This window comes from Amycolatopsis echigonensis, assembly GCF_002846615.1.
In the GTDB taxonomy this organism is placed as follows: domain Bacteria; phylum Actinomycetota; class Actinomycetes; order Mycobacteriales; family Pseudonocardiaceae; genus Amycolatopsis; species Amycolatopsis echigonensis.
The window spans coordinates 7,232,651-7,256,944 of sequence record NZ_PJMY01000003.1; the positions used below are offsets into that span (position 1 = coordinate 7,232,651).

The 24,294-nt window shown below is 64.5% G+C and carries 23 protein-coding genes and 1 tRNA gene; 15 read left to right on the forward strand and 9 right to left on the reverse strand.

The features are described from left to right. The first annotated feature begins 42 nt into the window (after positions 1–42). Positions 43–195: a hypothetical protein gene (locus tag ATK30_RS45205; protein ID WP_167441831.1), complete on the forward strand. Its 153-nt coding sequence runs from the start codon at positions 43–45 to the stop codon at positions 193–195. A gap of 196 nt (positions 196–391) precedes the next feature. Continuing rightward, the gene (locus ATK30_RS39125) at positions 392–1,852 is read left to right on the forward strand and encodes a recombinase family protein (protein WP_244194861.1); all 1,461 of its coding nucleotides are present in this window, start codon (positions 392–394) and stop codon (positions 1,850–1,852) included. A 191-nt stretch (positions 1,853–2,043) separates the two neighbouring features. On the opposite strand, the gene ATK30_RS44885 is transcribed toward ATK30_RS39125, so the two are convergent. Continuing rightward, on the reverse strand, positions 2,044–5,943 hold the full coding sequence (locus ATK30_RS44885; RefSeq protein WP_143271477.1) for an NACHT domain-containing protein: 3,900 nt from the start codon (positions 5,941–5,943) through the stop codon (positions 2,044–2,046). A 707-nt stretch (positions 5,944–6,650) separates the two neighbouring features. Between ATK30_RS44885 and ATK30_RS44890 the strand changes: the two genes are divergently transcribed. Both ATK30_RS44890 and ATK30_RS39140 read left to right on the forward strand, forming a co-directional pair. Continuing rightward, positions 6,651–7,268, forward strand: a complete 618-nt coding sequence (locus tag ATK30_RS44890; RefSeq protein WP_143271478.1) for a hypothetical protein — start codon at positions 6,651–6,653, stop codon at positions 7,266–7,268. A 129-nt stretch (positions 7,269–7,397) separates the two neighbouring features. After that, positions 7,398–8,492 (forward strand): DUF262 domain-containing protein, encoded by a 1,095-nt coding sequence (locus tag ATK30_RS39140; RefSeq protein WP_158242566.1) that lies wholly within the window; start codon positions 7,398–7,400, stop codon positions 8,490–8,492. Positions 8,493–8,503: 11 nt separating this feature from the next. Here ATK30_RS39140 and ATK30_RS47360 read toward each other — a convergent pair whose 3' ends face one another. Both ATK30_RS47360 and ATK30_RS39150 read right to left on the reverse strand, forming a co-directional pair. Continuing rightward, complete coding sequence (locus ATK30_RS47360) at positions 8,504–9,268, reverse strand: Scr1 family TA system antitoxin-like transcriptional regulator (protein WP_101439746.1); 765 nt, start codon at positions 9,266–9,268, stop codon at positions 8,504–8,506. 22 nt (positions 9,269–9,290) lie between these two features. Continuing rightward, positions 9,291–9,551 (reverse strand): HC3 family zinc finger protein, encoded by a 261-nt coding sequence (locus ATK30_RS39150; protein ID WP_101439747.1) that lies wholly within the window; start codon positions 9,549–9,551, stop codon positions 9,291–9,293. A gap of 389 nt (positions 9,552–9,940) precedes the next feature. Here ATK30_RS39150 and ATK30_RS39155 point away from each other — a divergent pair, with 389 nt between their 5' ends. Further along, positions 9,941–11,368 carry a helix-turn-helix transcriptional regulator gene (locus ATK30_RS39155; protein WP_101439748.1) on the forward strand — a complete coding sequence of 476 codons (1,428 nt, stop codon included), beginning with the start codon at positions 9,941–9,943 and terminating at the stop codon, positions 11,366–11,368. On the opposite strand, the gene ATK30_RS39160 is transcribed toward ATK30_RS39155, so the two are convergent. The 3 genes from ATK30_RS39160 to ATK30_RS39170 all read right to left on the reverse strand — a co-directional run bounded on the left by ATK30_RS39160 (position 11,357) and on the right by ATK30_RS39170 (position 13,767). Next, complete coding sequence (locus ATK30_RS39160) at positions 11,357–11,707, reverse strand: cupin domain-containing protein (protein WP_101439749.1); 351 nt, start codon at positions 11,705–11,707, stop codon at positions 11,357–11,359. The genes ATK30_RS39155 and ATK30_RS39160 overlap by 12 nt on opposite strands. Further along, positions 11,704–13,188: a transcriptional regulator gene (locus tag ATK30_RS39165; protein WP_244194862.1), complete on the reverse strand. Its 1,485-nt coding sequence runs from the start codon at positions 13,186–13,188 to the stop codon at positions 11,704–11,706. Before ATK30_RS39165 ends, ATK30_RS39160 begins: the two co-directional genes overlap by 4 nt. Positions 13,189–13,386: 198 nt before the next feature. Continuing rightward, complete coding sequence (locus ATK30_RS39170) at positions 13,387–13,767, reverse strand: helix-turn-helix domain-containing protein (RefSeq protein WP_101439750.1); 381 nt, start codon at positions 13,765–13,767, stop codon at positions 13,387–13,389. A gap of 157 nt (positions 13,768–13,924) precedes the next feature. Between ATK30_RS39170 and ATK30_RS39175 the strand changes: the two genes are divergently transcribed. From ATK30_RS39175 to ATK30_RS39225, 10 genes are all read left to right on the forward strand, one after another. Further along, positions 13,925–14,101, forward strand: coding sequence for a helix-turn-helix domain-containing protein (locus ATK30_RS39175; RefSeq protein WP_101439751.1), 177 nt, complete (start codon positions 13,925–13,927; stop codon positions 14,099–14,101). Further along, the gene (locus ATK30_RS39180; RefSeq protein WP_101441307.1) at positions 14,101–14,424 is read left to right on the forward strand and encodes a WhiB family transcriptional regulator; all 324 of its coding nucleotides are present in this window, start codon (positions 14,101–14,103) and stop codon (positions 14,422–14,424) included. The genes ATK30_RS39175 and ATK30_RS39180 overlap by 1 nt, the downstream gene beginning before the upstream one ends. 218 nt (positions 14,425–14,642) lie before the next feature. Beyond that, positions 14,643–14,933, forward strand: a complete 291-nt coding sequence (locus ATK30_RS39190; protein WP_101438431.1) for a transposase — start codon at positions 14,643–14,645, stop codon at positions 14,931–14,933. A 47-nt stretch (positions 14,934–14,980) separates the two neighbouring features. Further along, complete coding sequence (locus tag ATK30_RS39195; protein WP_101439753.1) at positions 14,981–15,616, forward strand: IS3 family transposase; 636 nt, start codon at positions 14,981–14,983, stop codon at positions 15,614–15,616. Positions 15,617–15,813: 197 nt separating this feature from the next. Further along, the gene (locus tag ATK30_RS39200) at positions 15,814–16,941 is read left to right on the forward strand and encodes an IS110 family RNA-guided transposase (RefSeq protein WP_244194597.1); all 1,128 of its coding nucleotides are present in this window, start codon (positions 15,814–15,816) and stop codon (positions 16,939–16,941) included. Positions 16,942–17,019: 78 nt separating this feature from the next. Then, entirely contained in the window at positions 17,020–17,403 is a 384-nt protein-coding gene (locus tag ATK30_RS46645) for an integrase core domain-containing protein (RefSeq protein WP_101439754.1), read from the forward strand. Positions 17,404–17,446: 43 nt separating this feature from the next. Beyond that, a complete protein-coding gene (locus ATK30_RS39210) occupies positions 17,447–17,620 on the forward strand; it encodes a hypothetical protein (RefSeq protein ID WP_244194863.1) in 174 nt (57 codons plus the stop codon). After that, positions 17,617–18,312: a hypothetical protein gene (locus tag ATK30_RS39215; RefSeq protein ID WP_101439755.1), complete on the forward strand. Its 696-nt coding sequence runs from the start codon at positions 17,617–17,619 to the stop codon at positions 18,310–18,312. The genes ATK30_RS39210 and ATK30_RS39215 overlap by 4 nt, the downstream gene beginning before the upstream one ends. Next, positions 18,305–20,392: an FtsK/SpoIIIE domain-containing protein gene (locus ATK30_RS39220; RefSeq protein ID WP_101439756.1), complete on the forward strand. Its 2,088-nt coding sequence runs from the start codon at positions 18,305–18,307 to the stop codon at positions 20,390–20,392. The genes ATK30_RS39215 and ATK30_RS39220 overlap by 8 nt, the downstream gene beginning before the upstream one ends. A 147-nt stretch (positions 20,393–20,539) precedes the next feature. Beyond that, positions 20,540–22,291 (forward strand): recombinase family protein, encoded by a 1,752-nt coding sequence (locus tag ATK30_RS39225; protein WP_101439757.1) that lies wholly within the window; start codon positions 20,540–20,542, stop codon positions 22,289–22,291. On the opposite strand, the gene ATK30_RS39230 is transcribed toward ATK30_RS39225, so the two are convergent. The 3 genes from ATK30_RS39230 to ATK30_RS39240 all read right to left on the reverse strand — a co-directional run bounded on the left by ATK30_RS39230 (position 22,273) and on the right by ATK30_RS39240 (position 24,193). Continuing rightward, positions 22,273–22,356, reverse strand: a tRNA-Leu gene (locus ATK30_RS39230). The two genes, ATK30_RS39225 and ATK30_RS39230, sit on opposite strands and share 19 nt — an antisense overlap. A 312-nt stretch (positions 22,357–22,668) precedes the next feature. Continuing rightward, on the reverse strand, positions 22,669–23,388 hold the full coding sequence (locus tag ATK30_RS39235; protein WP_101439758.1) for a sulfite exporter TauE/SafE family protein: 720 nt from the start codon (positions 23,386–23,388) through the stop codon (positions 22,669–22,671). Positions 23,389–23,446: 58 nt separating this feature from the next. Then, on the reverse strand, positions 23,447–24,193 hold the full coding sequence (locus tag ATK30_RS39240; RefSeq protein ID WP_101439759.1) for a sulfite exporter TauE/SafE family protein: 747 nt from the start codon (positions 24,191–24,193) through the stop codon (positions 23,447–23,449). Positions 24,194–24,294: the final 101 nt, after the last annotated feature.

Below are 24,294 nucleotides of genomic sequence, written 5' to 3' on the forward strand. Positions count from 1 at the left end.
GTTTCTCATCGACGTCCCGGCAACGCTGGCGTCGATGCCGTGGTGGCCGGGTTCGAGGCCGCGTGGGTGTTCTTCGGCGGCGTGTTCGCGGTTGTGTTCCCGGACAAGATGAAAGCGATCGTGGTGCAGGCCGACGCGATCGATCCGCGGTTGAACGAGGCGGTCCGCGAGCACGCCCAGTCGCGCGGGTCGTGACGCGGTGCGACCCGGCTGGTTGTTGGTCTGTTCGGGCGGCGCTCGTTTGTTTCTCGTCATCGGCTGGTCTTCGTGCGGTCCCGGTTGCGGGCCGGCGGAGGGAGTTGCGGTGGGTGGGTTGAGCGGTGCGGGTTTTGCGAGTGCGGTGGCTGCGCGGCGTGGCGGGTCGCGCGCGTCTGGCCGGGTCGTGAGTGGTGTGCGGTTCGCGTTCTACGGGCGGATGTCGACTTCCGATTTTCAGGATCCGCGGACGTCACGTGGATGGCAGCGTGCGGTGGCGGATGAGCTGGTGGAGGGGGTCGGGAAGGTTGTGGTGGAGTTTTTCGATGAGGGCCGGTCGCGGCGGTGGTCATGGGAGGAGCGTCCGGCGGCGTCGGATCTGTTGGCGGCCGCGGAGCGCGGGGATCGCGGGTTCGATGCTGTGGTGGTGGGGGAGTACGAGCGGGCGTTCTACGGCGATCAGTTCCGGGAGGTGGTCGCCCGGCTGGGCGCGGTGGGTGTGCAGGTGTGGTTGCCGGAGGCCGGCGGCCTGGTGGAGCTGGGCAGTCCGGTGCATCAGGCGTTGATGACGTTGCTGGGTGCGCAGGCGCAGCGCGAGGTGGTGCGGGCGCGGCACCGGGTGATGGCGGCGATGGCTGCGCAGGCGCGGGTGCAGGGGCGTTTTCTCGGTGGTCGTCCGCCGTACGGGTACCGGTTGGCCGACGGTGGGCCGCATCCGAACGCGGTCCATGCGCGATGGGGTCGGCGTGTGCATGTGATGGAGCCGGATCCGGCGACGTCGGGGTGGGTGCGGTGGATGTTCGCCGAGCGCGCCAGGGGCAGGTCGATCGCGTCGCTGGCGCGGGAACTGAACCAGCGTGGTGTTGCGTGCCCGTCGGGCGTCGACCCGGCGAGGAACTCGCACCGGTCGGGTGCCCGGTGGATTGTCCGCACAGTGGCGATGATCCTGGAGAACCCGCGTTACACCGGCCGGCAGGTGTGGAACCGCCAGTCCACGAAAGGGCACGGCGCGGGCGGACGGCGTGGGGGTCGCGGCTCGGGTGCGGTGCGCCGGAACACCGCGGGGGAGTGGGAGGTGTCCGAGCGTCTGGCGCATGCCCCGCTGGTGGACGAGGCGACGTTCGTTGCTGTGCAGCGGATCCGGGCCGGACGCCGCGCCAAGGACGGCGGCACGCGCGAGTACGCGTTGTCCGGGCTGGTGGTGTGCGGGGTGTGCGGTCGTCGGATGGAGGGGCACTGGGTCCACGGCCGGCCGGGGTATCGGTGCCGTCACGGCTACAGCACCGCCGCGCCGCGCCCGGTCGACGGGCCGCGCAACGTCTACGTCCGCGAGGAACACCTGCTGCAGACCGTGGCAGGACTGATTCCGGCGGACGAAGCGGCTGACCGCAGCCCGCGCGCGATACAGGAGGCTCTTCGCGACCGGGGTCTGGAGATCTTCTGCGGTCGCGCGACGCGCGAACTCCGACCGGCCGCGGCGCGAGAAGTCGTCTGCCCCGGAGGGCCGCCGGGGCAGCTTGCGCTCGACGTGGACTGCGGCCCCCTCGCCGGCGCGCCATCGGCGCACCGGACGGAGCCCGCCGAGGAGCACGACCGCCCGTTCCCTGCAGCCGACGAGCGACCGGTATCACCGGGCCGCGACCGTCTACCGGCATAAATTTACCCCACGGATCTGAAAATCCGTGGGGTATGGGAGTGTCCGAGCGAGTTGCACACTAACCACACGCCTCCAGTTGCCCAGTTGACAGCGCGGCTGAGCCGGAAGCCGCTGCAGATGCGAGGTGCAACGGCCGACCATGCAACACTGACGGTTGGGAGTCCCTACCGGTGCGAGCTTGGCCAGTGCCTTCAGGAGACTGCACGACTTATGTCGAGCGCGAAAGGAACGATCTTCAGCTCCGGTTCATGGCTGCGAGCCTGCTCTGTTAGTTCTTGCATAAGGTTCGCCAGGTCCAGGCGGTCCTGTCGCCACGGTGGCGGACGTTGTGCCGGATCGACCCAGTAAACCAGGTAGATGCCACACCGCAGACCGGTCTGCTCAAGATATCGCTCAACCAACTGACCATGCAGCGCGGTGAGCAACTCTCTGTGATTGACGAGTTTTGCCTCGGCAATCACCGTCGCCTGGTGGCGGGGGTGGGTGTCGGTCGAGACGGCTGCCGTGAGGTCGATGCGAGTACCGATTCCCCTGTCGGTGGGACGTCGTACCTGGAGTTCGCGACCCACGACAGCGCCACCCCCAAGGCGCTGCTCCAGATTGCGTCGAAGCCAGTCGGATATATCGTCTTCAGACTTCGGATTCGGGACGGTTCCGAGATTCCACAAGTCACGGTAAGCCTCGCGACTAATTACATGCTGGAGGTCGCGAAGAGTCTCGACAACAACCGTTTGCAGGTCTTCGTCATTGCGCACTATTCGCGCGTCGGCGCGGCCTAGCAATTGCAATAGTTCTGCTGGCTCAATCGGAATAAAAGTCAAATCCGTGGCGCGATCGCGAGCCCTCCGAATGCAGCGGGAAAGGATCCACCGATCAGTGTCGTGTCGACCCTGATTGAGGGATTCAATAACATCGACGAGACCACGCTCAACAAGCTCGCCGAGAACTCCGTCCCGAGCTCTTTCTGGGCCGCGCCTCCGATGAGATTTACTGTCCCATGGGGCGTCGAGATGCGGGGGATATTGATCGAGAAGAATCTCAGCAATTAGGCTGACTTCCGAATTGCTCAACGCGTTAATATTGAAGTGGGACGCGACTTTCGATAGCTCGCTTGCGGCAAGTTCGCCATCATGGTGTAGCTTGATTACCAATTCAGGTTTCAGTACGACAAGACCCCGCAGGGCCTTGTCTGCTAATGTGGGCTGAGCGGTCCTCCACAACTCCAAGCAAAAATCAGATGCTACCGCAGGAACTTCTTCTACAAGCAAGTCCACGAGAGTTGCACCGAGGTTTCCTCGGTAGTCACCTCGCAGTAGATTTGCCATCAAATGCGGAGCCAACTCTGGCATAAGGTTTCGATATGTGTCAGATTGAGGCAACCATTCAGAATCGGCCGGTAACGCTGCAAGTGCAGCCTCAGCGAGATGTGCGCGAGCAGTCGCTGGCGCAAAACCAAGGAGCGCTTGGCGAAGTTTTCGGCCTCCGTCTTCATGGTCATTGTTCCAGGCCGTCACGATGGGTACAGCCCAGTGTTGCCACACAGCGACCTCGAGTTGCCGAAGAGCCTCTTGCCGATGCGCAGTAAGCGTAGTGAGAAAGAAGACGCCAGACCAATCTGGCATGACCTCAAGATCGTTGATCTGCTGCAGGTGCTCGGGAGCGACGCTTGGCTTGTGTTGTTGGAGGTAGCGCATGCCAAGGTCGAACACGGCCTCGCGCTCCGCGTCATCGAGGAGCTGCCACCCAGGGCGGCACGTAAAATCATGAGTAAAAAGATCGTCGTGATAGTGATTGCCCCGAGATAGGGCAACAGGCAGGCACCACCACTGGTTAACATCTGCCTTGGCAGCTTCGAGGGCTCCGGTCAAGTGCTCTCGGCGACGACGGGCGCGTTCGACACCTTCACTTTCCATGCGCAGCTCGCGCTCGCGAAATCGCCGACGTTGCTGAGCGATCGACGAATAAACATCCACTGTGCCGCGAAAAATCGCTGTTGTCAAGAAGGCTGGATGATCTTCCCTCATCGCGAGGACAGCATCGGCCTGGTTGCAGCTTGGTTCGCGAATGAAGTAGCTGAGGATTTCACTCAACGCTGGCCAACTTGCCGCAGGGAGGTTAGGTAAACTGGCTAGCAGATAGTCGGCGTCGTCCTTTGTGGCGAGGTGAGACGTGATCAGGTCGTACGCGCTAGTCGAGTCCAACTTTTGAGCCGTCAGGACCAAAAGTTGTCGCCGTTCCTCACTTGGAGCCGTCACCCAAGGTGGTTGACGACGTGAATTCCATGGGCTTTGGGACAACGGGGAAATCAGATTCGCGACGAAAGAAGCTAGTGCGGGTAAGACCTGTTCTGCCTGTCGGTTTCGCCAGGCAACCTCGACGAGTCGCTCCGGAAACTGACCATAGTTGTCCTCGTCGGCCGAGCCTGTCAACTGAGACGCCCATTCGAGCACCTCGGGTAAATCGCCAGCCGAGAACTGATCGGGCAAGCGACTTAGAAGCATTAGGTAGGCACCAACCAGCGAGCGATTAGTCCGGGGCCTCAGTACCTCAAGCAGGTCTGCAACATCAAGCAGGCGAGGATACGTAGCCTCGATCGCCGCAGCCAACAGCTCGTCGTCCGGATCGTGCGCGGCGTCGAGCTTCAGCAGCGGAGACAGCCTGCTGACGTTGGCGGAATCTTCAGACGTCGCAACTGCGGCGATCGCCGGACGGCGTGCCCATGCTGGCCAAGTCTCTCTCAACGCCTCGACGAGAAGTTTTTCCGCAACGCCCTTGCAACCTGTCGTTTCGGCCAACCGGGCTACCCACCAGAGGTGCCCGGCGTCGGTTAGGCCATCGTCAAGGTGCTGGATAAGGACAGATTCAAGCGTCGCGTGCCCCAGCGAGGACAAGTCGTATCCCCATTCTGGCTCAGAGTCGCCTGTACGCGCGGTCTCAAGAAGTGCTGAAATGATCAAGCCACGGACCTCGCCTGACGGCAATTCCACTCCGGCCTGAGCCAGCAAGTGCGCGTTCGCTGGTACGAGGTCGTCCGCCAGGTCAGGCCGAAGCGCGAGCAGCCAAGCGAGGACACCACCGAGGACGCCGGGAACCTGCCCGCCAGGTCCAGCTCGGAGCAGGTCTCTGATCTGTCCGCGGGTCACGCTTGACCGCTGAGTCACATACCGTGCAGCAAGGTACTCTGCGTATTGCTGATGACGGAAAGCCAATGAGCTACCGACCGCAGCGTCGAACAGAGCGGTGTTGAGCACCTCGGCATACGCCTCAGGCCCGATCGTCACACCCGGCTCGTCCGGCTCAGGAGTTGACGGAAGTGCCGACACCTCACTGCGGCCTGGCGCAACCGGCTCGCTTGACAGTGCGTAACGATTGATGCTGCCAAACACGACCATTGCGGCCATGCGCATAGCAATCCGAAGCATTCGATCAAGCGAGAGGGTCGGGTTAGCTGTCGGAGCAGCGTCGGCCAACAGACGCTCAACTTCGTAGGCGATCGCGGCCAACGGACTGTCTGGCAAAGTGCCGTTGTCACGCCACTGCTGCGCGGCGGCCTGAAATCGCAGAGCCGAGCCTGCAAGCCGGCCGAGCTTCGCTTTGATGACGATATCGATAAATTCTTTCGGTGCATCCACCCGTTCGCAAAGCGCTTCGGCGGCGGCGCGAGTCAGGGGTAAGAGCGCAAACTCCCGGAACTCGATCTGCGCGGCAGATAACGCCTGAGATAGATGCGCGTCCCAGGCTGCTGGTCGGCACGCTAGCCGCCATTGAATGGGGCGGGCTTGGGGCCTCACGACGTGCGACCGCAAGATACGGAGCGCAGCAGGTTCTTCGCGCGCGGCGACGTCCAGCCCGTCAAGGTAGACCGGTTTCCCGACGTCGATAGCGGCGTCCAACTCACGGTGCATGCCGCTCTTGTCGTGCAGACTGAGGTCAATGACCGTCGCGTCGGACTCGCAACTCCTTAGAGCTTCGAGCACCGTTGTCTTCCCAGCACCGCCCGGCGCGAGCAAGACAAAGCTGCCCGCGCCAACTAGGTCGGCTACAGGGACGGGCTGCGAGCCCCTATACCACCAGGCGATATCCTCGCTCAAGACTTGGAGGAAACCATGCTCATCGAGGACTCTTTCAACTCCCTCGGAGGACAATCGGACGTACCGATCCAGTCCAGCCGGCAACCTAGCTGACACTGTCCTCCTTCATTGCCTCGTGGAGGCACGCAGTCTAGCTGGCACGAACGCACGGCGCGGACCGATGGCGTCCCACGACTCGCGCCGGCACCACGTCCATAGCACTAAGGTGCTGAGACGAGCTACAAACTATCCAGATGTGTTCAGCTAGCTCCATGAACAGCTGCCGAGCCTAGCGAGCCTTCGCGCTCGACAGCGTTCTCAGGGCCTAGTTCACTTCCTCGGCCGGCCGAGGAAGCCACTTCGCGCCTTGTACGAGCTCCGCCGCTCGAAGCATCTCCATCCTTGAGTCTCAGCAACCGTCTGACTACACCGTGACGAGTGCGGTCGGCCGCGCAATCGGATGAACAGCAGTACAGGTCGATTCGATCTGTAAGACCGAATCGAACTTCGCACGCTAAGTAGTCGGGCGCACACAAAGCGAATGACTCGTGGGCGACGGGCACGGTGTCAGTGAGGCAATTTCCAACCAATTCTGCCCTGAACATGCCATCAGCGCCCGATTTCTCCACAGGGTCATCAAGATCGACAAAGGTCCGGACCTCAGGCAGATGACCTAGGCAGTCAAATCTGGCAAGATTGCCGGGGTGGTAGCGACTACGAAGACGCATGTGCGCGAGGCTCTACTGAGCTTTGAGCCCGACCGCTTCACCAGCCACTTCGTACTTGACCGCGTTCCCTGGTTCTGGCCGGACCGCTCCTCGTATGTCGAATGGAAGTGTGAGTTGGCTGCAGGCTTAGACGTCGATCCGTACGCCATCGTGGTCGTCGGTAGCGCTTGCACGGGAGTCACCCTAAACCCAAATAAGGAACTATTTAGGGAATTTACCCCTAAGTCTGACATTGATGTAGCTATTGTTAGTTCATATCATTTTGAGCTTGCATGGAAAACGCTAAGAGAAATGGGAAGCAGGGGTCATATACCAACCGCAAGCGAGAGGCGCGCCAGAAAGAAGCATCGATCCTACCTTGTCTTCGATGGAACAATTGCCACGGACTGGATCCTTCGTGATCTGCCGTTCGGGAAAGCTTGGCAGGCGGCCTTTGATGCGGCAGAACTCAAGCTCCCTATGAGCGGAAGCCATGAGGTAAAGGGCAGGATATATCGCGACCTGCAGGATCTGAGGGCCTATCAGGTGAACAATATAGAACGCCTGAAGAAGGACTTATCGATCCCCGGCGACGATATTGATGAAGGCGAGGGCGAACCCCTGCCTGTCAGTGATTAGAGTAAAGTCTAACGGGAAGATGATATTAAACAAATGTCCTCAATAACTCCGCCGAATGCTCGTTTTCTTGACGCTACCCAATATACTGTTTCCTGGTTTTGGAAGCGGCTCAACGCAGACGAACTGGACATGAAACCACCCTACCAGCGAAAACCTGTATGGCAGGAGCAGCAAAAGGCCTTCCTTGTTGACTCGATCATTAATGGGTATCCAGTTCCTGAGATCTACCTGCAAACAACAATCTCCCACGAGGGGGACGAGGTTCATACCCTCGTGGATGGCCAGCAGCGAATCCGTGCATGCATGGAGTTTATCGCTGGTGATTTTCCCCTGGGAGAGGCGACCCCAGAACTGGAGGGAAAGTACTTCGACGACCTCAGTGAAGAAGTCAGGCTTCGCATTTTTCGGTACAAGTTCGTGATCAGATCATTGCCCGAGCTCAATGAATCTGAGGTTCGCGACATTTTCGGGCGCCTAAATCGAAATAACGTCGCACTTAATCGGCAAGAGTTGCGGCATTCGACTTACTGGGGTCCATTCATATCTGCAATGGAAGAGTTTGCTCAAGACTCTTTCTGGTTAAAGTCTGGATTATTTACCACTAATGCAGTTCGTCGAATGCTAGATATTGAGTACGTCAGCGAGATAATAACTGCTGGTCTCTATGGGCTTCAGAACAAAAAGCAGCGGCTGGACTATTATTACGCGGAGTTCGAAGCGGATTTCCCTGACTACGAGCACGCGCGTCTAGTTTTCGACAAGATCATCGCTCAGCTAAGAGTGCTACTCGATTGGCCGAATCCTACGCGCTGGAGCAGGAAGGTCGATTTCTACACCCTATTCGTCGAACTATGGAACCAGCAAGATAAACTGCCTTTGAATGCGGGGGATGCCGCAGAGGTGTCGGCCCGATTAATCGAAATGTCTAGCGGTGTCAGTCATGTTCTGTCCTTGGAAGCAGACGATCAGTCAACGCAAGAGCCAGCATTTGTAATATACGCTCGAGGTGTCCGAAACTCCAGTGATATCGGAAGTCGCCGACTGCGTTCGCGAGGGATTCGCCAGTATATTTGGGGCGAAGACGCTTTGCCTGAAAATGAAGTCGACAAACTTCTCGATAGCGCCGAGCGCAAGAACTCAAACCCTCATCTAAGTCGCCTTCCAAGTGCCGAATCGTTGATGTCAGCAGATGCTGACGAGGAGGAAGAAGAGGAAGAGGAGTGAGAGGCCGGAACTCACCTGCGGCGACACAAGGATGCTAGAACTGAACCGGGTGTCGGCGGGAGGACGAGCGTTCTCCCATGGCTGGCCGCGATCCGCCGGACTAGCTCGATGTCTGCATCAAATGGACTGCTGGCTTGGCGCGGGTTAACCGCGAATATGCCGAGGCCTCGTTGTCCGCAGTAGACGACTGATTCTCCGCTGTTCATGGAATATCGGTCGAATGCCGTCGTGAGGCCGGCTTGCCAGGCGAGATCGGCAGGGACAATGTGAAGCGCGAGTGATCGTGCCGATGCGGCAGCGCGGGCAAAGGGTCGTGGGGTTTCGCTTGGGCTCCCGATCTCGTTGCGGAGAGCGTGATCGGTTATGAATGCCTCCAGCGGGGCAGGCTGCCTGTCCGGATGCAGCGGTGGGATCCGCAGCACCTCTGGGATAGCGAATGGACTCCAAGAGACGATCGCATGCGCAGACTCATCGTGCGCGCCGAGAGCTGCGCTTCGGGCCGAAGACTCCGGGGTTCCGCGGACTACCCAGCACTGTTCTGCTGTGCCGTTGGCTATGCGGAGAATGTCGCGCCTTACCTCGCCGACGACACCGATCGCGCCGAGGATGCCGGCGACGTCCGCGAGGCTCGGTGTGCGGCGCGCTTGTTCCCAGCTGGACACCATCGCGGGCGCAACGCCGATTCGGCGTGCCAGCTCGCGGAGTCCGAAGTTGGCGTCGATGCGCGCGTTTCGGAGACTGGCTCCGAGGATGCGCGTTCGAGGAGTCGGGGGCATCGCGGTTCGGGTCTCTCCGGTGCTACCGCGATAGCGCAGGATGATTCGGCGGGATCGGGAAGCCGTTGGCGCGGCGGTACTGGTAGTCGCAGTGGACGCACGTGACGAGGACGCAGTTGGGGTCGCGGCTGTCGCGTGACTTGAAACCGGCCGGTGCGGTGAGGCCACACAGCATGGTCACGTCTTCGCCGGGGTCTGGGACTGAGTCGAGGATGGCGCGATGCCACACGCCGTCCACAACTGGGTGGACGTGATCGAGATCGATGAAGATCAGCGCTTGCATGAGGATCCCCGTACCGGTGGTTGGTGCGTCTCGGAGCTGTCACAGCGTGCCGGGTGGCTGCGGAGTGGCGTGACACGATGAAAGCGGCGTTGAGCTGGGCGAACCACGGTTGTGACGACTGTGACGTGTCCCAGGCCCACGCTCGCTGGAGCGCCCCAGATGCCTAGTTCGGGCCGGAGACGACTGCCGCGGCTGGTGTCACAGCGTTTCGGCGCCAACTGGCATCTGACCTCTCCTCGACAGCCTGCAATCTGTTGAAATCATTCAATGCGTGCAGCCGGTGTGAGACCAGGGCGCTCGTGTGGCAAGGCTGTAGCACATGTGTGGATGACCTGCGTCTGCATTTGCTATCGTCCAACTTGGCTGGCCGGAAGGGGTGAGGTGCAGCGATGGCGGAGCGGCGAGAAGCGCTGATTTTGGCTCGCGAAGACGCTGGTCATACGCAGGAGACGCTCGCCGCGGTGCTCGGCGTCGATCGGACGACCGTTGCGCGCTGGGAATCCGGTGGGCATCGTCCGTTGCCGCATCAGTGGCCGGAGCTGGGAAGGGTGCTCGGGCGGCCGGTCGCGGAGGTGCGGACATTCTTCGTGCAAGGCGCGCCCGAAGCGGGAGGCTCCGCGCTTACGTCGGCGTTCGAATGGCTGGACAAGTCGGCGGGCTGGGCTGCGGGGACAGCTCGGCGCGCTGTACGACCGAAGTCGGGCCGTGAGCGTCAGATCGGTCGCCGAGCTGAGGAGGCGGAGGTACTTCGACAGTTCTACGGCACTCCCGAAGGCGAACACTGCTACTTCGGTGCGGAGGTCGGGGGCGAACTGGTCACCACGAGCGTGGTGACCAGACCTGACTGGATCAATCTTCGCTGTTCGTTGGACGCCCAGCGGGATGTGCTCGTGCTTGAGGCGCGAGTTGCGGCAGAGCAGCGGGCTGGGACGACGGATGCCGCACTGGCTCGCCTGGCAGAAGCAGCGACAGCGGACGTCCGGATTGCCGACCGGCCGCTGTACCGGCTGCTCGACGTTGATGTTTGCGCCGGTCACGTCGGTGGCACAGTGGGCACTACGTCGTTTGTCGAGTACGCGTTGGGTCCGGACCTGCTCGAACGGGAGTTAGCGGCTGGCGAGACCCAGTTGCGGAGCGAGCTGCTGCCAGACCTTGCTGGTGTTCTCGACGTGCGCAGTCGTCTTTGTGCCGGTGGCGTCCTAGCCCTGACGGCTATCGCCCGACCGGCGGATCGCCTGCGCGGTGAGGCTGACTATCTCCTGCTGGTCCAGGAACGATCCCGCCATGTGGTCAACGGCTCCGGGCGACTCGCCGTCATTCCGAAGGGGTTCCACGGCCCGCTCGCGGACCAACGCGGAGATGCGCGGATCAGTGCAACGCTCAGGCGTGAGCTGGAGGAAGAGCTGTTCGGCCGGGACGACGTCGACACCACGACGGAGGTGCAGCGCGCGGCCGATCCGATGCACCCGACGCGGCTCTCGGAACCGATGCGGTGGTTGACGGCGGAGCCGGGTCGGATGCGGATGGAGTGCACGGGGTTCGGGTTCAACCTGGTCAGCGGCAACTACGAGTTCGCGGCGCTCGTCGTGATCGAGGACGAAGAGTTCTGGCCGCGGTTCGGCGGAGTGGTCGAGGCGAACTGGGAAGTCTCTGGCCTGAGGCAGTACTCGTCGCTCGACCGCGAACTCGTCGGCGAGCTGATCACCGATGAGAAGTGGACGAACGAGGGCCTGTTCGCCTTCCTGCTCGGCCTGCGCCGATTGTCGGAGATCGGCGGTGCGCGGGTGTCGCTGCCACCGATTGACCTACGTTGCTGACGGCCACCGGACGGTCAGCACGACAGAGTCGGCTAGCGCTTCCCAAGAGTGGTCGATTCCGGGACCCCACATGACGTAATCGCCTTGGCGCGCCATGGTTTTCGTGCCGCCGGTGATGTCGATGCGGAACTCGCCGGAGATGAGCATGACAAGCGTCGTGCGCTGGTCGTCGGCCGTCCACTCGGGACGCTTGTCTCCTGCGGGATGGTTGGCCCACTTGACTTCCACGTCGTTCGTCGCTCGAACTCCGTGCGAGGGGTCGAGGAAGTGGCCGACCAGCCAGCCGCGGTTGCCTGCGGCGTCTTCGTTGGCGTTGCCGCTGGTCCAGCCCTCGGTCACTCGCTGATCTCCCACTCGATCGTTGGCAGGCGCACCCGGTCTCCGCCGATTTCCGCGAGGCGTCGGAGCCCTTGCGTCATGGCGAACAATCCTTCGTTGCTCCACGCTACATCAGTCAGCAGTTCGGTCAGAAGCTCGATGTCCGTGGTCGAATACTGGCGCAGTGTCGAGGATTCCCAGTTCGCGGCGACGGCTCCGCCGTACCGGTTCCAAAACTCTTCGTCTTCGATGACGATGAGGCTGGCGAACTCGAAGTTGCCGCTCACCAAGTTCAGCCCGAACCCGATCGTCTCCATGCGGAGGCGGCCGGGTTTTTGCATGAGCCAGCGCATCGGTTCGGACAGGAGCGTCGGGTGCATCGGGTCTGCGGTCAGCGAATCGGTGACGGTGTTGTCGATGTCCGGGCGGCCGAACAGTTCCTCTTCCATCTCGCGCCGGAGCGTCGCGCCGATCTGTGCGTCGCGGCGGACGTCGGTGAGGGGCTGGTGGAAGCCCTTCGGGATGACGGCCAGGCGGCGGGCGGCGTTCAGGACGTTGCCCGAGCGTTCTTGGACTAGCAGGACGTAGTCGGCTTCTCCGCGGAACGGGTCGGCAGGGCGGGCGATGGCGGTGAGGGCGAGTGCGCCGCCGGCGCAGAGGCGGTCGCTGACGTTAAGGACGGACGCGAGGTCGGGGAGGTAGCGGTCTCGCAAAGGGAGATTGGGCGGTCCGCCGGCGATGATGGCGTCGACCAGCTCGCCTTCCAGAAGATCCAGCGTCAGGGCGTAGTGGACGAAGTGCGTGGTGCCAAACGAGCCAGCGAGCTGGTGTTCGGCGATGTCCAGGTCGAGCGCGCGGTACAGCGGGCTGTTCACGAGGCGGGTGTTCATGGCCAGCGACTCTGCGAGCCGGTGAACTGCCGCGGTGGCGGCGCGCTCGTCGAGGGCCAGGTCTGCCTCGGGCTGCGCGGTGGCGACCTTGAATCGGTCTGATGCGGGGCGTAGCTCGCAGTCCAGATCCAGCCAGTTCGCGCAGGTGAGGATGCTGGTGTTCACGAGTTCGCTGCTGACTCGCGCGGTGTACAGGCCGTGTTCGCCGGTTCGGCTGCCGTAGTAGGCGGCGAGTGCGTCGGCCGTGTCGCGCTGGGTGACCCAGCTGCGGCGGGTGCTGCGGTCGCGCAGGGCTTGGGTGTCCAGTTGCGCGGCTTTGGCGGCGACTGCGCGTCGCGCGGTTCCGGGCGACCAGTGTGCGTGCTGGTCGATCCATTCGAGCGCGGACGCGATGTTCGGGTCGTCGTGCAGGCGGGGATCTCCGAGTGTCTCCGCCGGAGCAGTGCCGGTCAGTTTGGCGAAGCGGGCGCGCTCGGCGTCACCGACTTGCTCGTAGGCGCGGTCGAGCACCTGTTGCATCTCTGACCGCGGGCGCAGGTCCGGCTTCTGATGCCACGACGCGACCGTGCGGACGCCGATGCCGAGGTGCGCGGCGAAACCCTCGTTGCTCATTCGGAGAGCGGCTTGCAGCGCTGATGCGGTGCGGCCAGTCCATTCGTCGGCCGGATTCATCGGCGCGCGCATTCCGAATTAGAAGCTGCATTAGTTGTGCACTGCTCATGCACTGCCGGTGCATGGGAACGGTCGCTGTTTCGGCCTTGAATTCGGGGTATGGAAATCACCTGGTTCATCAGCCCGAGGCGCAGGCCGTCAGCGCTTCTTCTGCACGTGGTCGACGACGGTCGCCAGACTGGTCTGGACGTCGTCCAGTCGATCGAAGATCTGGTCCAGCCGCTCCTCCAGCGCATCGAGACGGGACGAGAGTTCGCCGCCGTCGTCGGCCGGTTCGTCAGGGTGCGGCGGCGTGCGGTTCTGCAGCACGGCCTGCAGATGCTGCGGGTGCCAGCCGAGCGTGGTCGACAAGGCTTCGAGCGTGCGCGCGCTCCGTCGGCGCTCGACCGTGTGGTGCTGCAGTTCGCGCACGATCGCTTGCGACACGTGCGATCGCTCGGCCAGCTCGCGCTGTCGCCAGCCGAGTTCGTGCACGCGCATGTCGATCGCCTTCGCGACCGCCGCCCAATCCTCCGACACCTATTCCTCCGCGCTCCGCCTCAGCGCCGAGATTAGCGCGTCATTGCGCTTTTCTCGCGCCGCGTAGCGGGTGTGCCGCGGCGCGTCGGATATCTATGCCCTTCGGGCAGCTGAAATCAACAATATAGTCTTGAAATCATCAGATTGGCCTTTTCTTATGAACTCGAATATCACTTTTCACACGCCGGATGAAGCGGCTTGGCTGCTCGGCGTCTCGCGGGGCGCGGTCAGCCGGGCCATCCGGAGTCGCAAGCTGCGGGTGGTCCGTCGCCGGGAAGGGCTGCGGATTCCGTCCACCGAGCTGACGCGCGTCCTTCGCGGAGGTGCGGCGTGATGGACGAACTCACCTTGATCGGGATTGCTTGGCGGCTCGACGCGGTCCGTTGGGTGCCGTCCGATGCGCTCTACGACGTCGTGATCTGGGACGGACTCTGTATGTGGCCACCGGATGGTGATCCGCCGCCCGCGTCATCGGACGCGGAACTCGCCGCCCGGATGTGCGGCGGGTGTCCGGTCCGGGACATGTGTCTGGAGCTGGAGTTGCGGACGGCCGGTGCGGCGACGGTCGGTGTCTGGGGCGGGATGACGGACGACAGCCGGCGGGCGTTGCACCCGCACTGGCTGCGCCGTGGCGAGCGGGCCGGGGGTGAGCGATGAACGGGCTGACTGTGACACCTGCGCAGCTCATGGCCGGAGTCGGTGTGCTGCTGGTGCTGTTTTGGGTGTGGCGTGCGGGTGCGTGCCGGGCGAAGGCGGCTGCGGAGAAGGCGCGGTCTGGGGCGCGACTGGTGTCGTTGGCCGGGCGGGTTGAGCTTCCCCCGGTCGTCCGGACACCTGACCTGAGGTGACCGCCGGTCACCAGGGAGGATGTTCCGATGCCTGCACCACACCCGCCTGAGTTTCGTCAGCGTGCCGTCGAGCTGGCCCGTCTGGGCGACAAACCGGTCGCCGCGCTGGCGAAGGACTTGGGGATCAGCGAGTCCTGCCTGCGCAACTGGATGGCCCAGGCCGACGCCGACGAGAACGGCTCGGCCACGAAGCTGACCAGTGCGGAGAAGAAGGAGCTTGCCGAGCTGCGACGGAAGAACCGGCAGCTCGAGATGGAGAACGAGATCCTGAAACGCGCGGCGGCGTACTTCGCGCGGGAGAACATCCTCCCAAAGTAACCTTCCCGCTGGTCCATGAACTGGCCGCGGACGGTATCGACGTCGCGGTGGCCTGCCGGGTATTGAACGTGTCCCGCTCCGGCTATTACGAATGGCGCGACCGGCCGCTCTCGATCCGTGAGGAGGAGAACGCGGTTTTGCTGAAATACATCGAACAGATCCATGCCGATTCCCGCGGCACCTACGGCTCGCCGCGGGTGCACGCCGAACTCACCCTTGGCCTGGGCTTGCCGGTCAACCTCAAACGCGTCGAGCGGCTCATGCGCGAGGCCGGCATCCAGGGCCTCTACCGGCGCCGGCGCCACCACACCACGGTCCGCGACCCGGCCGGGCAACCCAGTACTGACCTGGTCAACCGCCGTTTCGCCGCCGACGCCCCGGACCGGTTGTGGATCACCGACATCACCGAACACCCCACCGAGGAGGGCCGGATCTACTGCGCCGCGGTGATGGACGCCTACTCGCGGCTCATCATCGGCTGGTCCACCGCCGATCATATGCGCACCGAACTGGTCACCGACGCTCTCGGCATGGCCATTCTCCGCCGCCAACCCGACGGCGGCAAAACCATCCTGCATTCCGACAGTGAGACTGTTTCTGCCGGTGTTGCCCCGGGTTTCCCGGCCCGCGAGAGGGACGGACGCGGGAGGATGCTGGTGCCGGGCGCTCCGAGAGCTTCCTGACCCTCACTCCGATCGACGAAGTGTTGTCTTTCCTCGGATCTGTCGGTTGCTCTGGGAGCGCCCGGCGAGGCGCTACGCCTCGCCGTCGGGGTGACCTAAGGAGAGCCTGCGCCACCAGGCGCTCATCACTGTCTTGTCCGCCGGTTCGGTCGATGCGCGGCGCCGCCCTGCCCATCGAGCGGATCGGAGAGGACGACATGACCAGCATTGCGCATGCTGCGCGAACGGGCCAGACCCGGGAGTCGGCAGCATCCGGGAAGACCGTGTACGCCGGCGTGGACACGCACAAGGAGCTGCACGTGGCGGCGGTCGTCGACGACGGCGGGACAGTACTGGGCACGCACAGTTTCTCCACCACCCGCGCTGGCTATCGGGCTCTGACGGCCTGGATCGGCGAACACGGCCGGCTGGCCCGCATCGGCGTCGAAGGGACCGGCTCCTACGGCGCCGGGCTGACCCGGCACCTGGCGAAGGCCGGTGCGACCGTTCTCGAGGTCGACCGGCCGGACCGCTCCGATCGCCGCCGCAGGGGCAAGGACGACGACCTGGACGCGATCAGCGCCGCCCGGGCGGTGCTGCACAACCGGCGGACCGCGATCCCGAAGTCCAAGGACGGGGCCGTCGAGGCGCTGCGGGTCCTGCGGACGGCACGAGCCCAAGCGGTCCGCGAGCGGCGAAACGCCTTGCAACTGCTGCGAATGACGATCGTCTCAGCACCGGACGAGGTGCGTGACCAGATCCGCAACCTCACCCGCATGCAGCTGATCCGGGTGGTCGCCGCCTGGCGTCCGGACGTGTCGAACGCCGCCGACCCGATCGGCGCCTACCGGGTCGCGCTCAAGTCGATGGCACGTCGCTACCTCGAACTGACCGACGAGATCGCCGACCTCGACGACCTGATCAACCCGCTGGTCGAGGCACTCGCGCCGCAGCTGCTCGCGCGGCTTGGCATCGGCGTCGAGATCGCCGGACAGCTGCTCGTCACCGCTGGCGACAACCCCGACAGGATGACGTCGGAGGCAGGGTTCGCGATGCTCTGCGGCGTCGCGCCGCTGCCCGCGTCATCCGGGACGACCCAGCGCCACCGGCTCAACCGCGGCGGGGACAGGCAAGCCAACCGCGCCCTGCACCTGGCTGTCGTCAGCCGCATCCGCCTGGACCCGAGAACCCAGGCCTACCTCGCGCGCAAGACCGCCGAAGGCCACTCGAAGCTCGAGATCATCCGTTGTCTGAAGCGCTATCTCGCCCGCGAGGTCTACTACCTCCTCAACCCCGGCCAACAACGGATCGCCCGCCGCCCCTACCGCCGCCACACGGCCACCTGACCCCAAACTCTGCCGGCTCCTCCGTCGCCGCCGCAACCGCCGGAGCGCAGGCGCGGTCACGATGGAGCACCCCACCGGATGAACGACCTTGACCGCGCCGAGCACCGGCACACCATCACAGGCGAAGGAGCCAGCCACCCCACGGTTGACAAACAGGAGAGCATCCGCGGTTCGCAATACACCTCATGGGCTTTCGGGCAACGCCTCCGCGCCGCCGGGCTGCTCGCATCCATGGGCACCATTGGTGACTGTTACGACAATGCCATGATGGAATCGTTCTGGGGCACTCTTCAGCTCGAACTTCTCGACTCGAAAACCTGGAAAACCCGCGACGAACTTGCCAACGCGATATTCGAATGGATAGAGTGCTGGTACAACCCGAAACGGAGACACTCCAAGATCGGGATGCGCAGCCCCGCCACGTTTGAGGCCCTCAACCAGCCACCAGACGCGGCGGCCTGACCCCACACCCGCCGTGTCCGGCGAACGGGGGGAAGCTCAGGTCGTGTTCAATGCGACGCTGATCGTGGCGGTGCAGTGGGTGGTGATCGCTCACCAGGGCGGGACATGGGTCTTGCTGGCGGTGTTGGGGTTGCCTGCGCTGTTCGCTGCGCACGCACTGACTCGGGCGCTCACTGTGACGACGGTCGACACCTCGAAGCGGGGTGGTCGGCGATGAGTCGGGCACAGAAGTTGGCGCAGGACGCTGCTGAGGCTGCGGAGGTTCGGGCGTACCAGACGGATCCGGACGTTGTGGCGCTGCGGATTGAGCGGGTGCGGCGGCAGGTCGATTGGATGGCGTGGTCTGGGATCGTGCTCGGGCTGGGCTTCACGATGACGAACGTGCAGACCTTCGCGTCGGCGGATACGGCGGTGTGGTCGTTGCCGTGGCTGGCGGCGTGGGTGCTGGATCCGACGGTTTCGTTGGTACTGCTCGCGATTCTCCGGGCGGAGCAGGTCACGGCGCGGTACCAGGTGCGGACTGGGCCGTGGGTGCGTCGGGCGAAGTGGTTCACGCTCGCGGCGACGTATGTCATGAACACCTGGACGTCGTTCATGGCCGGTGAGGCTGCGGCGATCGTGTTGCACTCCGTTCCGCCGTTGGTGGTGTTTGTGGCGGTGGAGGCTGTCACTGATCTTCGGGACAAGCTGACCGAGGCCGTGCTGGTGGCTGCTGGTGAGCGTCGAGTCGTTCGGCCGGTCGAGGGCGGGCGGCGGAAGCTGTTCGCGGACTACCTCGCCGAGGCGCGGGCGGCTTGGGCTCCGGGCGTGGAGATCACGCCGGCGTGGGTTCGGCAGGAGACCGGGTGTTCGCGCGGGTTGTCGCCGCGGCTGGCTCGGACGTTGCGCGCGGAGGTGGCCAATGGCTGACGACGCGCTGGTCAAGGCTGATCCGATACTCGATGGCGAGTTGGTGGATGACACGTTGCCCCAGCCGCGGCCACGGAAGCGGGCTGCATCGTGGTGGCTGCGGTCGCGGTGGGTGCCGGAATGGTTGAAGGACCGGAACCAGGCACGGCAGGCGGCGAAGGACTTCGTTGCGGGTGTTGTGCGCTCGCCGTTCCGTTGTCTGGGCGCAGTCGTGCGCGGGCTGGTCGCGGCTGCGCGGTGGTGGCGAGCTTGGGTGACCGTCCGGGATTTCCGGGAGGCGGCGGAGCAGTCCGAGAAGTTGGCGGACAAGTTCGCCGATATCCGGGCGCTGACGTTGTTTCGGTGGAAGGTCACCGGTGCGGTGGTGGCTGGTGCGGCTGCGGTGACGCTGATGGCTGACCTGGTCTACGGCACCGTTGCTCTTTGGGTTGTCGGTGGAGTCTTGGCGGTTGCGTTGGCCGTGCTTGGACGGCAGCGCGAAGGGCGTCCAGGGCGTAAAGCGGTGCTCGCCGGGCCGCGGACGTTGCGCTGGACGATGGATCCGCAGGTGCTGGTCGACGCGTTCCGGGACGCGAAGCTGGTCGGCAAAGACGAGACGCTGCGGCTGGTTGAGCGCGCGACGCGGATGGGCGACGGCTGGGCGATCACCGTGGATCTTCCGGCCACGCGGAAGGCCGCGGACGTGATCAAGAACCGGGAGGCGTTGGCTTCGGCGCTTGCGGTCGATGAGGTGCAGCTGATCGTGGAGCGGGTGCGCGGTAACGGCGGGCACGCTGGCCGGGTCGCGATGTGGGTTGCGGATGAGGATCCGTACGCATCTGCGCCGCGGAGGACGCCGTTGCTCGACGCGGCGCGGTGGGACGCGTGGCGGCCGGTCCCGTTCGGAAGGGATGCGCGGGACCGGCGGGTGGATCTTCCGTTGGTGTGGACGTCGTTGCTGGTTGGGGCGATTCCGCGGCAGGGCAAGACATTCGCCGCGCGGTTGGCTGCGGCTGGGCTGGTGCTTGACCCGTTCACGCGGCTTTACGTGGCGGATTTCAAGGCTGGCAAGGACTGGGACGCGGCTGGGCGCGTGGCACATAGGTTCATGTCGGGCGACGAGCCGGAGCACGTGTTGGCGCTGGTCGGGTGGCTGGTGGAGCTGGTCGGCGAGGTGCAGGGGCGGTTCCGGCGGATGCGGGAGCTGGACGACGAGACCTGTCCGGAGTCGAAGGTGACGCCGGCAATGTCGCGGGACCGGGCGTTGGACATGCCGATCACGGCGATTTTCGTGGACGAGGTGCAGGTTCCACTGGAGGACCGGACGCCGGTCAAGGTCGACGGCAAGACGTTGACCGCGGGTGAGTACGTCGGCGAGTTGTTGACGTGGCTGGCGAAGAAAGGTCCGGCGGCCGGGATTGTGCTGGTGTTGGCGACGCAGCGGCCTGACTCGAAGACGATTCCGTCCGGGTTGCGGGCGGTGCTGGGGTCGCGGTTTGCCCTGCGGGTCATGGACTGGCGGGACAGCAACATCGTGCTCGGCGAACAGATGAACACGCGGGGGTATGACAGCAGTCGGTTGCTCGCGTCGCATAAGGGAGTTGGGATTCTTCGGCCGGACGGGGATGCGCAGGCTGGCGGGGATGTGCTGGCGCTGACTGTGCGGACGTATTACATGCCGAATGAGGATTGGCAGACGATCTGTCGCCGTGGTCGGGAGCTGCGTGAAGCTGAGGGGACTCTGACCGGGCACGCGGCCGGGACGGACTTGGCGCTGGAGAATACCTTGAAGGTGCTCGGACAGGCGGAGGCCGAAACGTCTGCCGTGCTGCCGGAGCCGCTCGCGTCACTCGCTGGCTACCTGGACGGCGACGAGCGGGAGTTCATCCCGACAGCTGAGCTGGTCGAGGCGTTGGCGGTGGACGCGAAGGAGTTCGCACAACTGATGGCGGACCTTTGCTGCCAGGGCAGGCGTGGGCGAGTAGCCGGTGAGGACGGGCGTGTCAGGCAGGTTCGCGGCTACCTGAGGGCTGAAATCAGTGCATCAATCGACCGAGAACGAACGCGAGCCGGCGAGGTGCGCGGGGGTACCGCATCATGACTCGCCGCGAAACCTCATCCAGTGCCGTTCGGGTTATCCTGCCAGTGAAGACGCCGACACTGACCGTGCCTGCGGCACGAGCGCTGCTGGCGATCCTGATCGAATTGACTGCGGTTCCGGTCTTGGAACCGGTCGAGGGAGTGCAACATGACTGCTGATTTCATCAGCGATCCGTGGGCGACTCTGGATGAGATTCTGGGCGTCCAGGCGGTAGAGCCGGTCGACGAGGGAATCGGGCCGGTCGCGTTCTACGGGCGGTGCTCGACGGAGGACAACCAGGACCCGGAGACTTCGTTGGGCTGGCAGCTCGGGAACGCGCGGAAGTTCGTGGAGCCGTTCGGCGGGCGCGTGACCACCGAGTATTTCGACGTAGGTCAGTCGCGGTCAGTCCCGTGGGAGCGAAGGAATGAGGCTTCGCGGCTGCTGGCCGCGCTCAAGGATCCGCGTCGCGGCTGGGATGCCATCGTCGTTGGTGAGGGCACGCGGTGCTGGTTCGGCAACCAGTTCTCGCTGATCGCACCGCGGTTCGCGGCGTACGGCGTGGACCTGTGGGTGCCGGAGCTGGGCGGGAGGTTCGATCCGCGGAATCCATCGCACAAGATGCTGATGAGCGTGCTTGGCGGGATGAGCGAGTCGGAGCGGCAGCACGTGCAAGCTCGGGTGCGGGCGGCGATGGACACACAGGTGATCAACGAGGGCCGTCATCAAGGTGGCCGCGCACCATACGGATACGTGGTGGTCGACGGCGGGCCGCATCCGAATCCGCGGAAGGCGGCGGAGGGGTTCCGGCTGCGATTGCTGGCTGTGGACGAGTTCGCCGCCGATGTGGTCCGGCGGATCTTCGCCGCCTACTTGGACGGCTGGGGCGACCGGGCGATTGCGAATGAGCTGAACCGGCTCGGGATTCCGTGCCCGTCGGCGCACAAGCCAGAGCAGAACAGGCACCGGTTTGCGGACGGCTGGCAGGGCAGCACGGTGCGGTCGATCGTGGAGAACCCGCGGTACACCGGTTACGCGTTTTTCGGGCGTTGGACGCGGCAGGAGATGCTGTTGGACCCGGAGGACGTGGCGGCCGGGAACGTCGTGCGGTTCAGGCGGGCAGCGCCGGAGCGCGTCGTCCGCTCGCGCAAGCCCGCGCACCCGGAAATCATCTCGGTGGAGGACTTCACGCGGGCTCAGCTGCTGCGCCGTTCCAAAGCTGCTGGCGGTCTGCGGACCGCGCGGAAGACCGAGCGGTCCGCGCGGGCGGTCAAGCACCAGTACTTGTTCCGGGGATTGATTCGTTGTGTGGCGTGCGGACGGAAGATGGAGGGCAGTCCGCGCAAGCACGGCATGTATTACCGGTGCCCGGCGAGGACGCTTGCTCCGGGCTCACCGGCCTTGGCGAGTCACCCGCCGACGGTCTACCTGCGGGAAGAGCCGCTGCGGGATGCGGTGAACGGCTGGATTGGGGAGCTGTTCGATCCGAAGAACGTGGATCGGACTGTGAAGCGACTAGTGGAGGCGCAGCCTGCGGCCAGGCCAGGGAGTGACGACGTAGCTCGGCGGCGGTTGGAGGAGGCCGAGGCCAAGATTCGGCGGTTCCAGGACGCCATCGCGGCTGGGATCGATCCGGCGGCGGTCGTGGAGAGCATCAACCAGGCGCAGGCGGATAGAGCGGTGGCGCAGGCTGAGCTGGCGAACCGGGGAGAGCCCGCCGGTCTGAGCGAGGCCGAGGTCTACGCGATGATCGACTCGCTCGGGGACATCGGCGCTGCGCTGGCCGACTCGGAGCCGGGGAAGCTAGCCCAGCTCTACCGGGACCTTGCTCTTGACCTGCGGTTCGACCACGAAAAAGAGGCCGTCGATCTGACGGCCTCTCCACGGGTGAATAATGTGTGTGTCCGAGGGGGGACTTGAACCCCCACGTCCGTTAAGGACACTAGCACCTCAAGCTAGCGCGTCTGCCATTCCGCCACTCGGACTTGCTGATGAAGAGAGTATACGACGGCGGGACACGTCTTTTCAGGGGGGTGTGGAAGAGCGCCGGAGGTTCGCATGAGAGGATCATCTGTTCTGGACATCCGGGATCCAGTGTAAGTATCCGCAGGTCATCGGCCTGAGGGTGAGGGGCAAGCCAAGATTCCCGTGGTCACCGGGAGCATGCGGCTGATCTTGCCAGGCGGACGATTTGGCGGAACGGGGTCCGCGCTCCGGCTGGAGTCATCGCATTCGCGTGGTCGATTAAAGGGGCTCGGCGGGGGCAGCCGTGGGGAACCTGTCAGCGAGAACTGAGGTCAGGCGCCGATCATTGTGACGAGGCCGGACACCACGATCAGCCCGACGATTGCCCTGTCGAACACCGTGCGGGGGACTCGGCCGATGAGGCGGCCGCCGAGGATGTTGCCGGCTAGGGCGGCCAGGACCAGGATCGGGAGTCGGGCGCCTAGGGCGGTGGTGTCGAGTTGGCCTGCGGTGACCAGGAGGAGCAGCGACAGGCAGTTCGTGACTACGAAATAGCCTGCCAGGTCTCCGACGAAGGTTCTTGGCGGGACTTTTGCCGAGGCGAGCAGGACGGCGGGTGGGGCGCCGTTCAGGGACGTTGTGGTGGAGAGGTAGCCGCCTAGTAGGCCCGCGACCGTTTGTTTGACGGTGGTCGCGGGGTGGGCTTCGCGGGTGGGGCGGAGAAGCAGGCGCAGGCCGGAAAGCACGACCACGGTGCCGGCCAGGATGCGGAGGGCGTGGGGCGGCAGCAGGTGCAGGGTGAGTGCGCCGGCGGCTGCGCCGGGGAGGCTTGCTGCGCCGAGGATCGCTACGCGGCGCCAGTCGATGTGGTTTCGTTCGCGGTGGAGGACGGCGAGCCTGGTGATCATCGTCGCGAAGAGGTTGATCACGACTACCTGCGGCAGCGGCAATCCGATGAGCAACAGCAGGGGAGTGCCGACCAAGGACGCGCCGAATCCGGTCAGGCCGCCGATGAAGCCCGCGAAGGCGACGGCCAGTGCGCCGAGGATCATGCGTTCGCCTGCCAGGTCTCCGAGAGGGGCAGCGCCATCGAGGGGAGTACGGAGCGGGTCACGCGACGACCGCCTGGCCTACCAACGCAAGCGACAGCACGGCGAGGATTCCCAGTACGATCCGGCGGACATCGCCGCCGCCGTGGCGGTACAGCCAGGTTCCGGCGGCGACTCCGGCCAGGGCGATGGGGAGGAACAGTGCGGTTTGCCAGAGGACGTCGGAGGTGAGCAGGCCGCCGGTGCCTGCGGTGGCGACTGTCATCGAGTCGGCGGCCAGGAAGAAGACGACCAGGCTCGCCCGATTCACCGCCATCGGCAGCGGGGACGCCAGGTACATCAGGACTACTGGCGGACCGCCCATTCCGCAGGCGCCGTTGAGGACTCCGAAGGCTGTTCCCATGCCGGCGCACGCGGCGCGGCCGGGCAGACGGTGGGTTCGGCGGCTGAAGGCCAGGGCTAGCGCGGAGATTCCGACGGCCAGTCCGACGGTCAGTCGGGTTGCTCGCTCCGGCAGAGCGGCGAGGAACCAGATGCCGAGCGGCAGGCCGAGAAGCGCGCCGGTCAGCAGCCAGCGGACGGAGGGACGGTGCGCGTCTGGCCAGGCTTTGGGGAGCAGGGACACGCTGGCGGCTACTTCCAGCAGGAGCGTGCTCGGGACGACGGCGGGCGGCGGGAGCACCAGGCAGAGGCAGCTCACCCACACCAGGGACGCGCCGAAGCCGGAGTAGCCGCGGATCAGGCCGCCGGCAAGCAAAGCGGCGACGGCGAAGGCCATCGCCGCGGGGGACAGCTGCCAGAAGGTCATCGGCGGGCTAAGGACGGGTGCGGCATGAGACCTCCACGGCGCGGGCGGACCGCTCTACCTTGCGGCACGACTGGCCGTGGCGGTAGGTCCAGAATCGCGGC

What these genes read in the sequence shown, in the direction of transcription:
- ATK30_RS39165 (WP_244194862.1), bottom strand. Translation starts at nt 13,188, where the DNA reads ATGAGCAACGAGGGTTTCGCCGCGCACCTCGGCATCGGCGTCCGCACG.
- ATK30_RS39155 (WP_101439748.1), top strand. Translation starts at nt 9,941, where the DNA reads ATGGCGGAGCGGCGAGAAGCGCTGATTTTGGCTCGCGAAGACGCTGGT.
- ATK30_RS39140 (WP_158242566.1), top strand. Translation starts at nt 7,398, where the DNA reads ATGAAACCACCCTACCAGCGAAAACCTGTATGGCAGGAGCAGCAAAAG.
- ATK30_RS39235 (WP_101439758.1), bottom strand. Translation starts at nt 23,388, where the DNA reads ATGATCCTCGGCGCACTGGCCGTCGCCTTCGCGGGCTTCATCGGCGGC.
- ATK30_RS39225 (WP_101439757.1), top strand. Translation starts at nt 20,540, where the DNA reads ATGACTGCTGATTTCATCAGCGATCCGTGGGCGACTCTGGATGAGATT.
- ATK30_RS39220 (WP_101439756.1), top strand. Translation starts at nt 18,305, where the DNA reads ATGGCTGACGACGCGCTGGTCAAGGCTGATCCGATACTCGATGGCGAG.
- ATK30_RS39175 (WP_101439751.1), top strand. Translation starts at nt 13,925, where the DNA reads ATGAACTCGAATATCACTTTTCACACGCCGGATGAAGCGGCTTGGCTG.
- ATK30_RS39150 (WP_101439747.1), bottom strand. Translation starts at nt 9,551, where the DNA reads ATGCAAGCGCTGATCTTCATCGATCTCGATCACGTCCACCCAGTTGTG.
- ATK30_RS39190 (WP_101438431.1), top strand. Translation starts at nt 14,643, where the DNA reads ATGCCTGCACCACACCCGCCTGAGTTTCGTCAGCGTGCCGTCGAGCTG.
- ATK30_RS39180 (WP_101441307.1), top strand. Translation starts at nt 14,101, where the DNA reads ATGGACGAACTCACCTTGATCGGGATTGCTTGGCGGCTCGACGCGGTC.
- ATK30_RS46645 (WP_101439754.1), top strand. Translation starts at nt 17,020, where the DNA reads ATGAACGACCTTGACCGCGCCGAGCACCGGCACACCATCACAGGCGAA.
- ATK30_RS39215 (WP_101439755.1), top strand. Translation starts at nt 17,617, where the DNA reads ATGAGTCGGGCACAGAAGTTGGCGCAGGACGCTGCTGAGGCTGCGGAG.
- ATK30_RS47360 (WP_101439746.1), bottom strand. Translation starts at nt 9,268, where the DNA reads ATGCCCCCGACTCCTCGAACGCGCATCCTCGGAGCCAGTCTCCGAAAC.
- ATK30_RS39240 (WP_101439759.1), bottom strand. Translation starts at nt 24,193, where the DNA reads ATGACCTTCTGGCAGCTGTCCCCCGCGGCGATGGCCTTCGCCGTCGCC.
- ATK30_RS39200 (WP_244194597.1), top strand. Translation starts at nt 15,814, where the DNA reads ATGACCAGCATTGCGCATGCTGCGCGAACGGGCCAGACCCGGGAGTCG.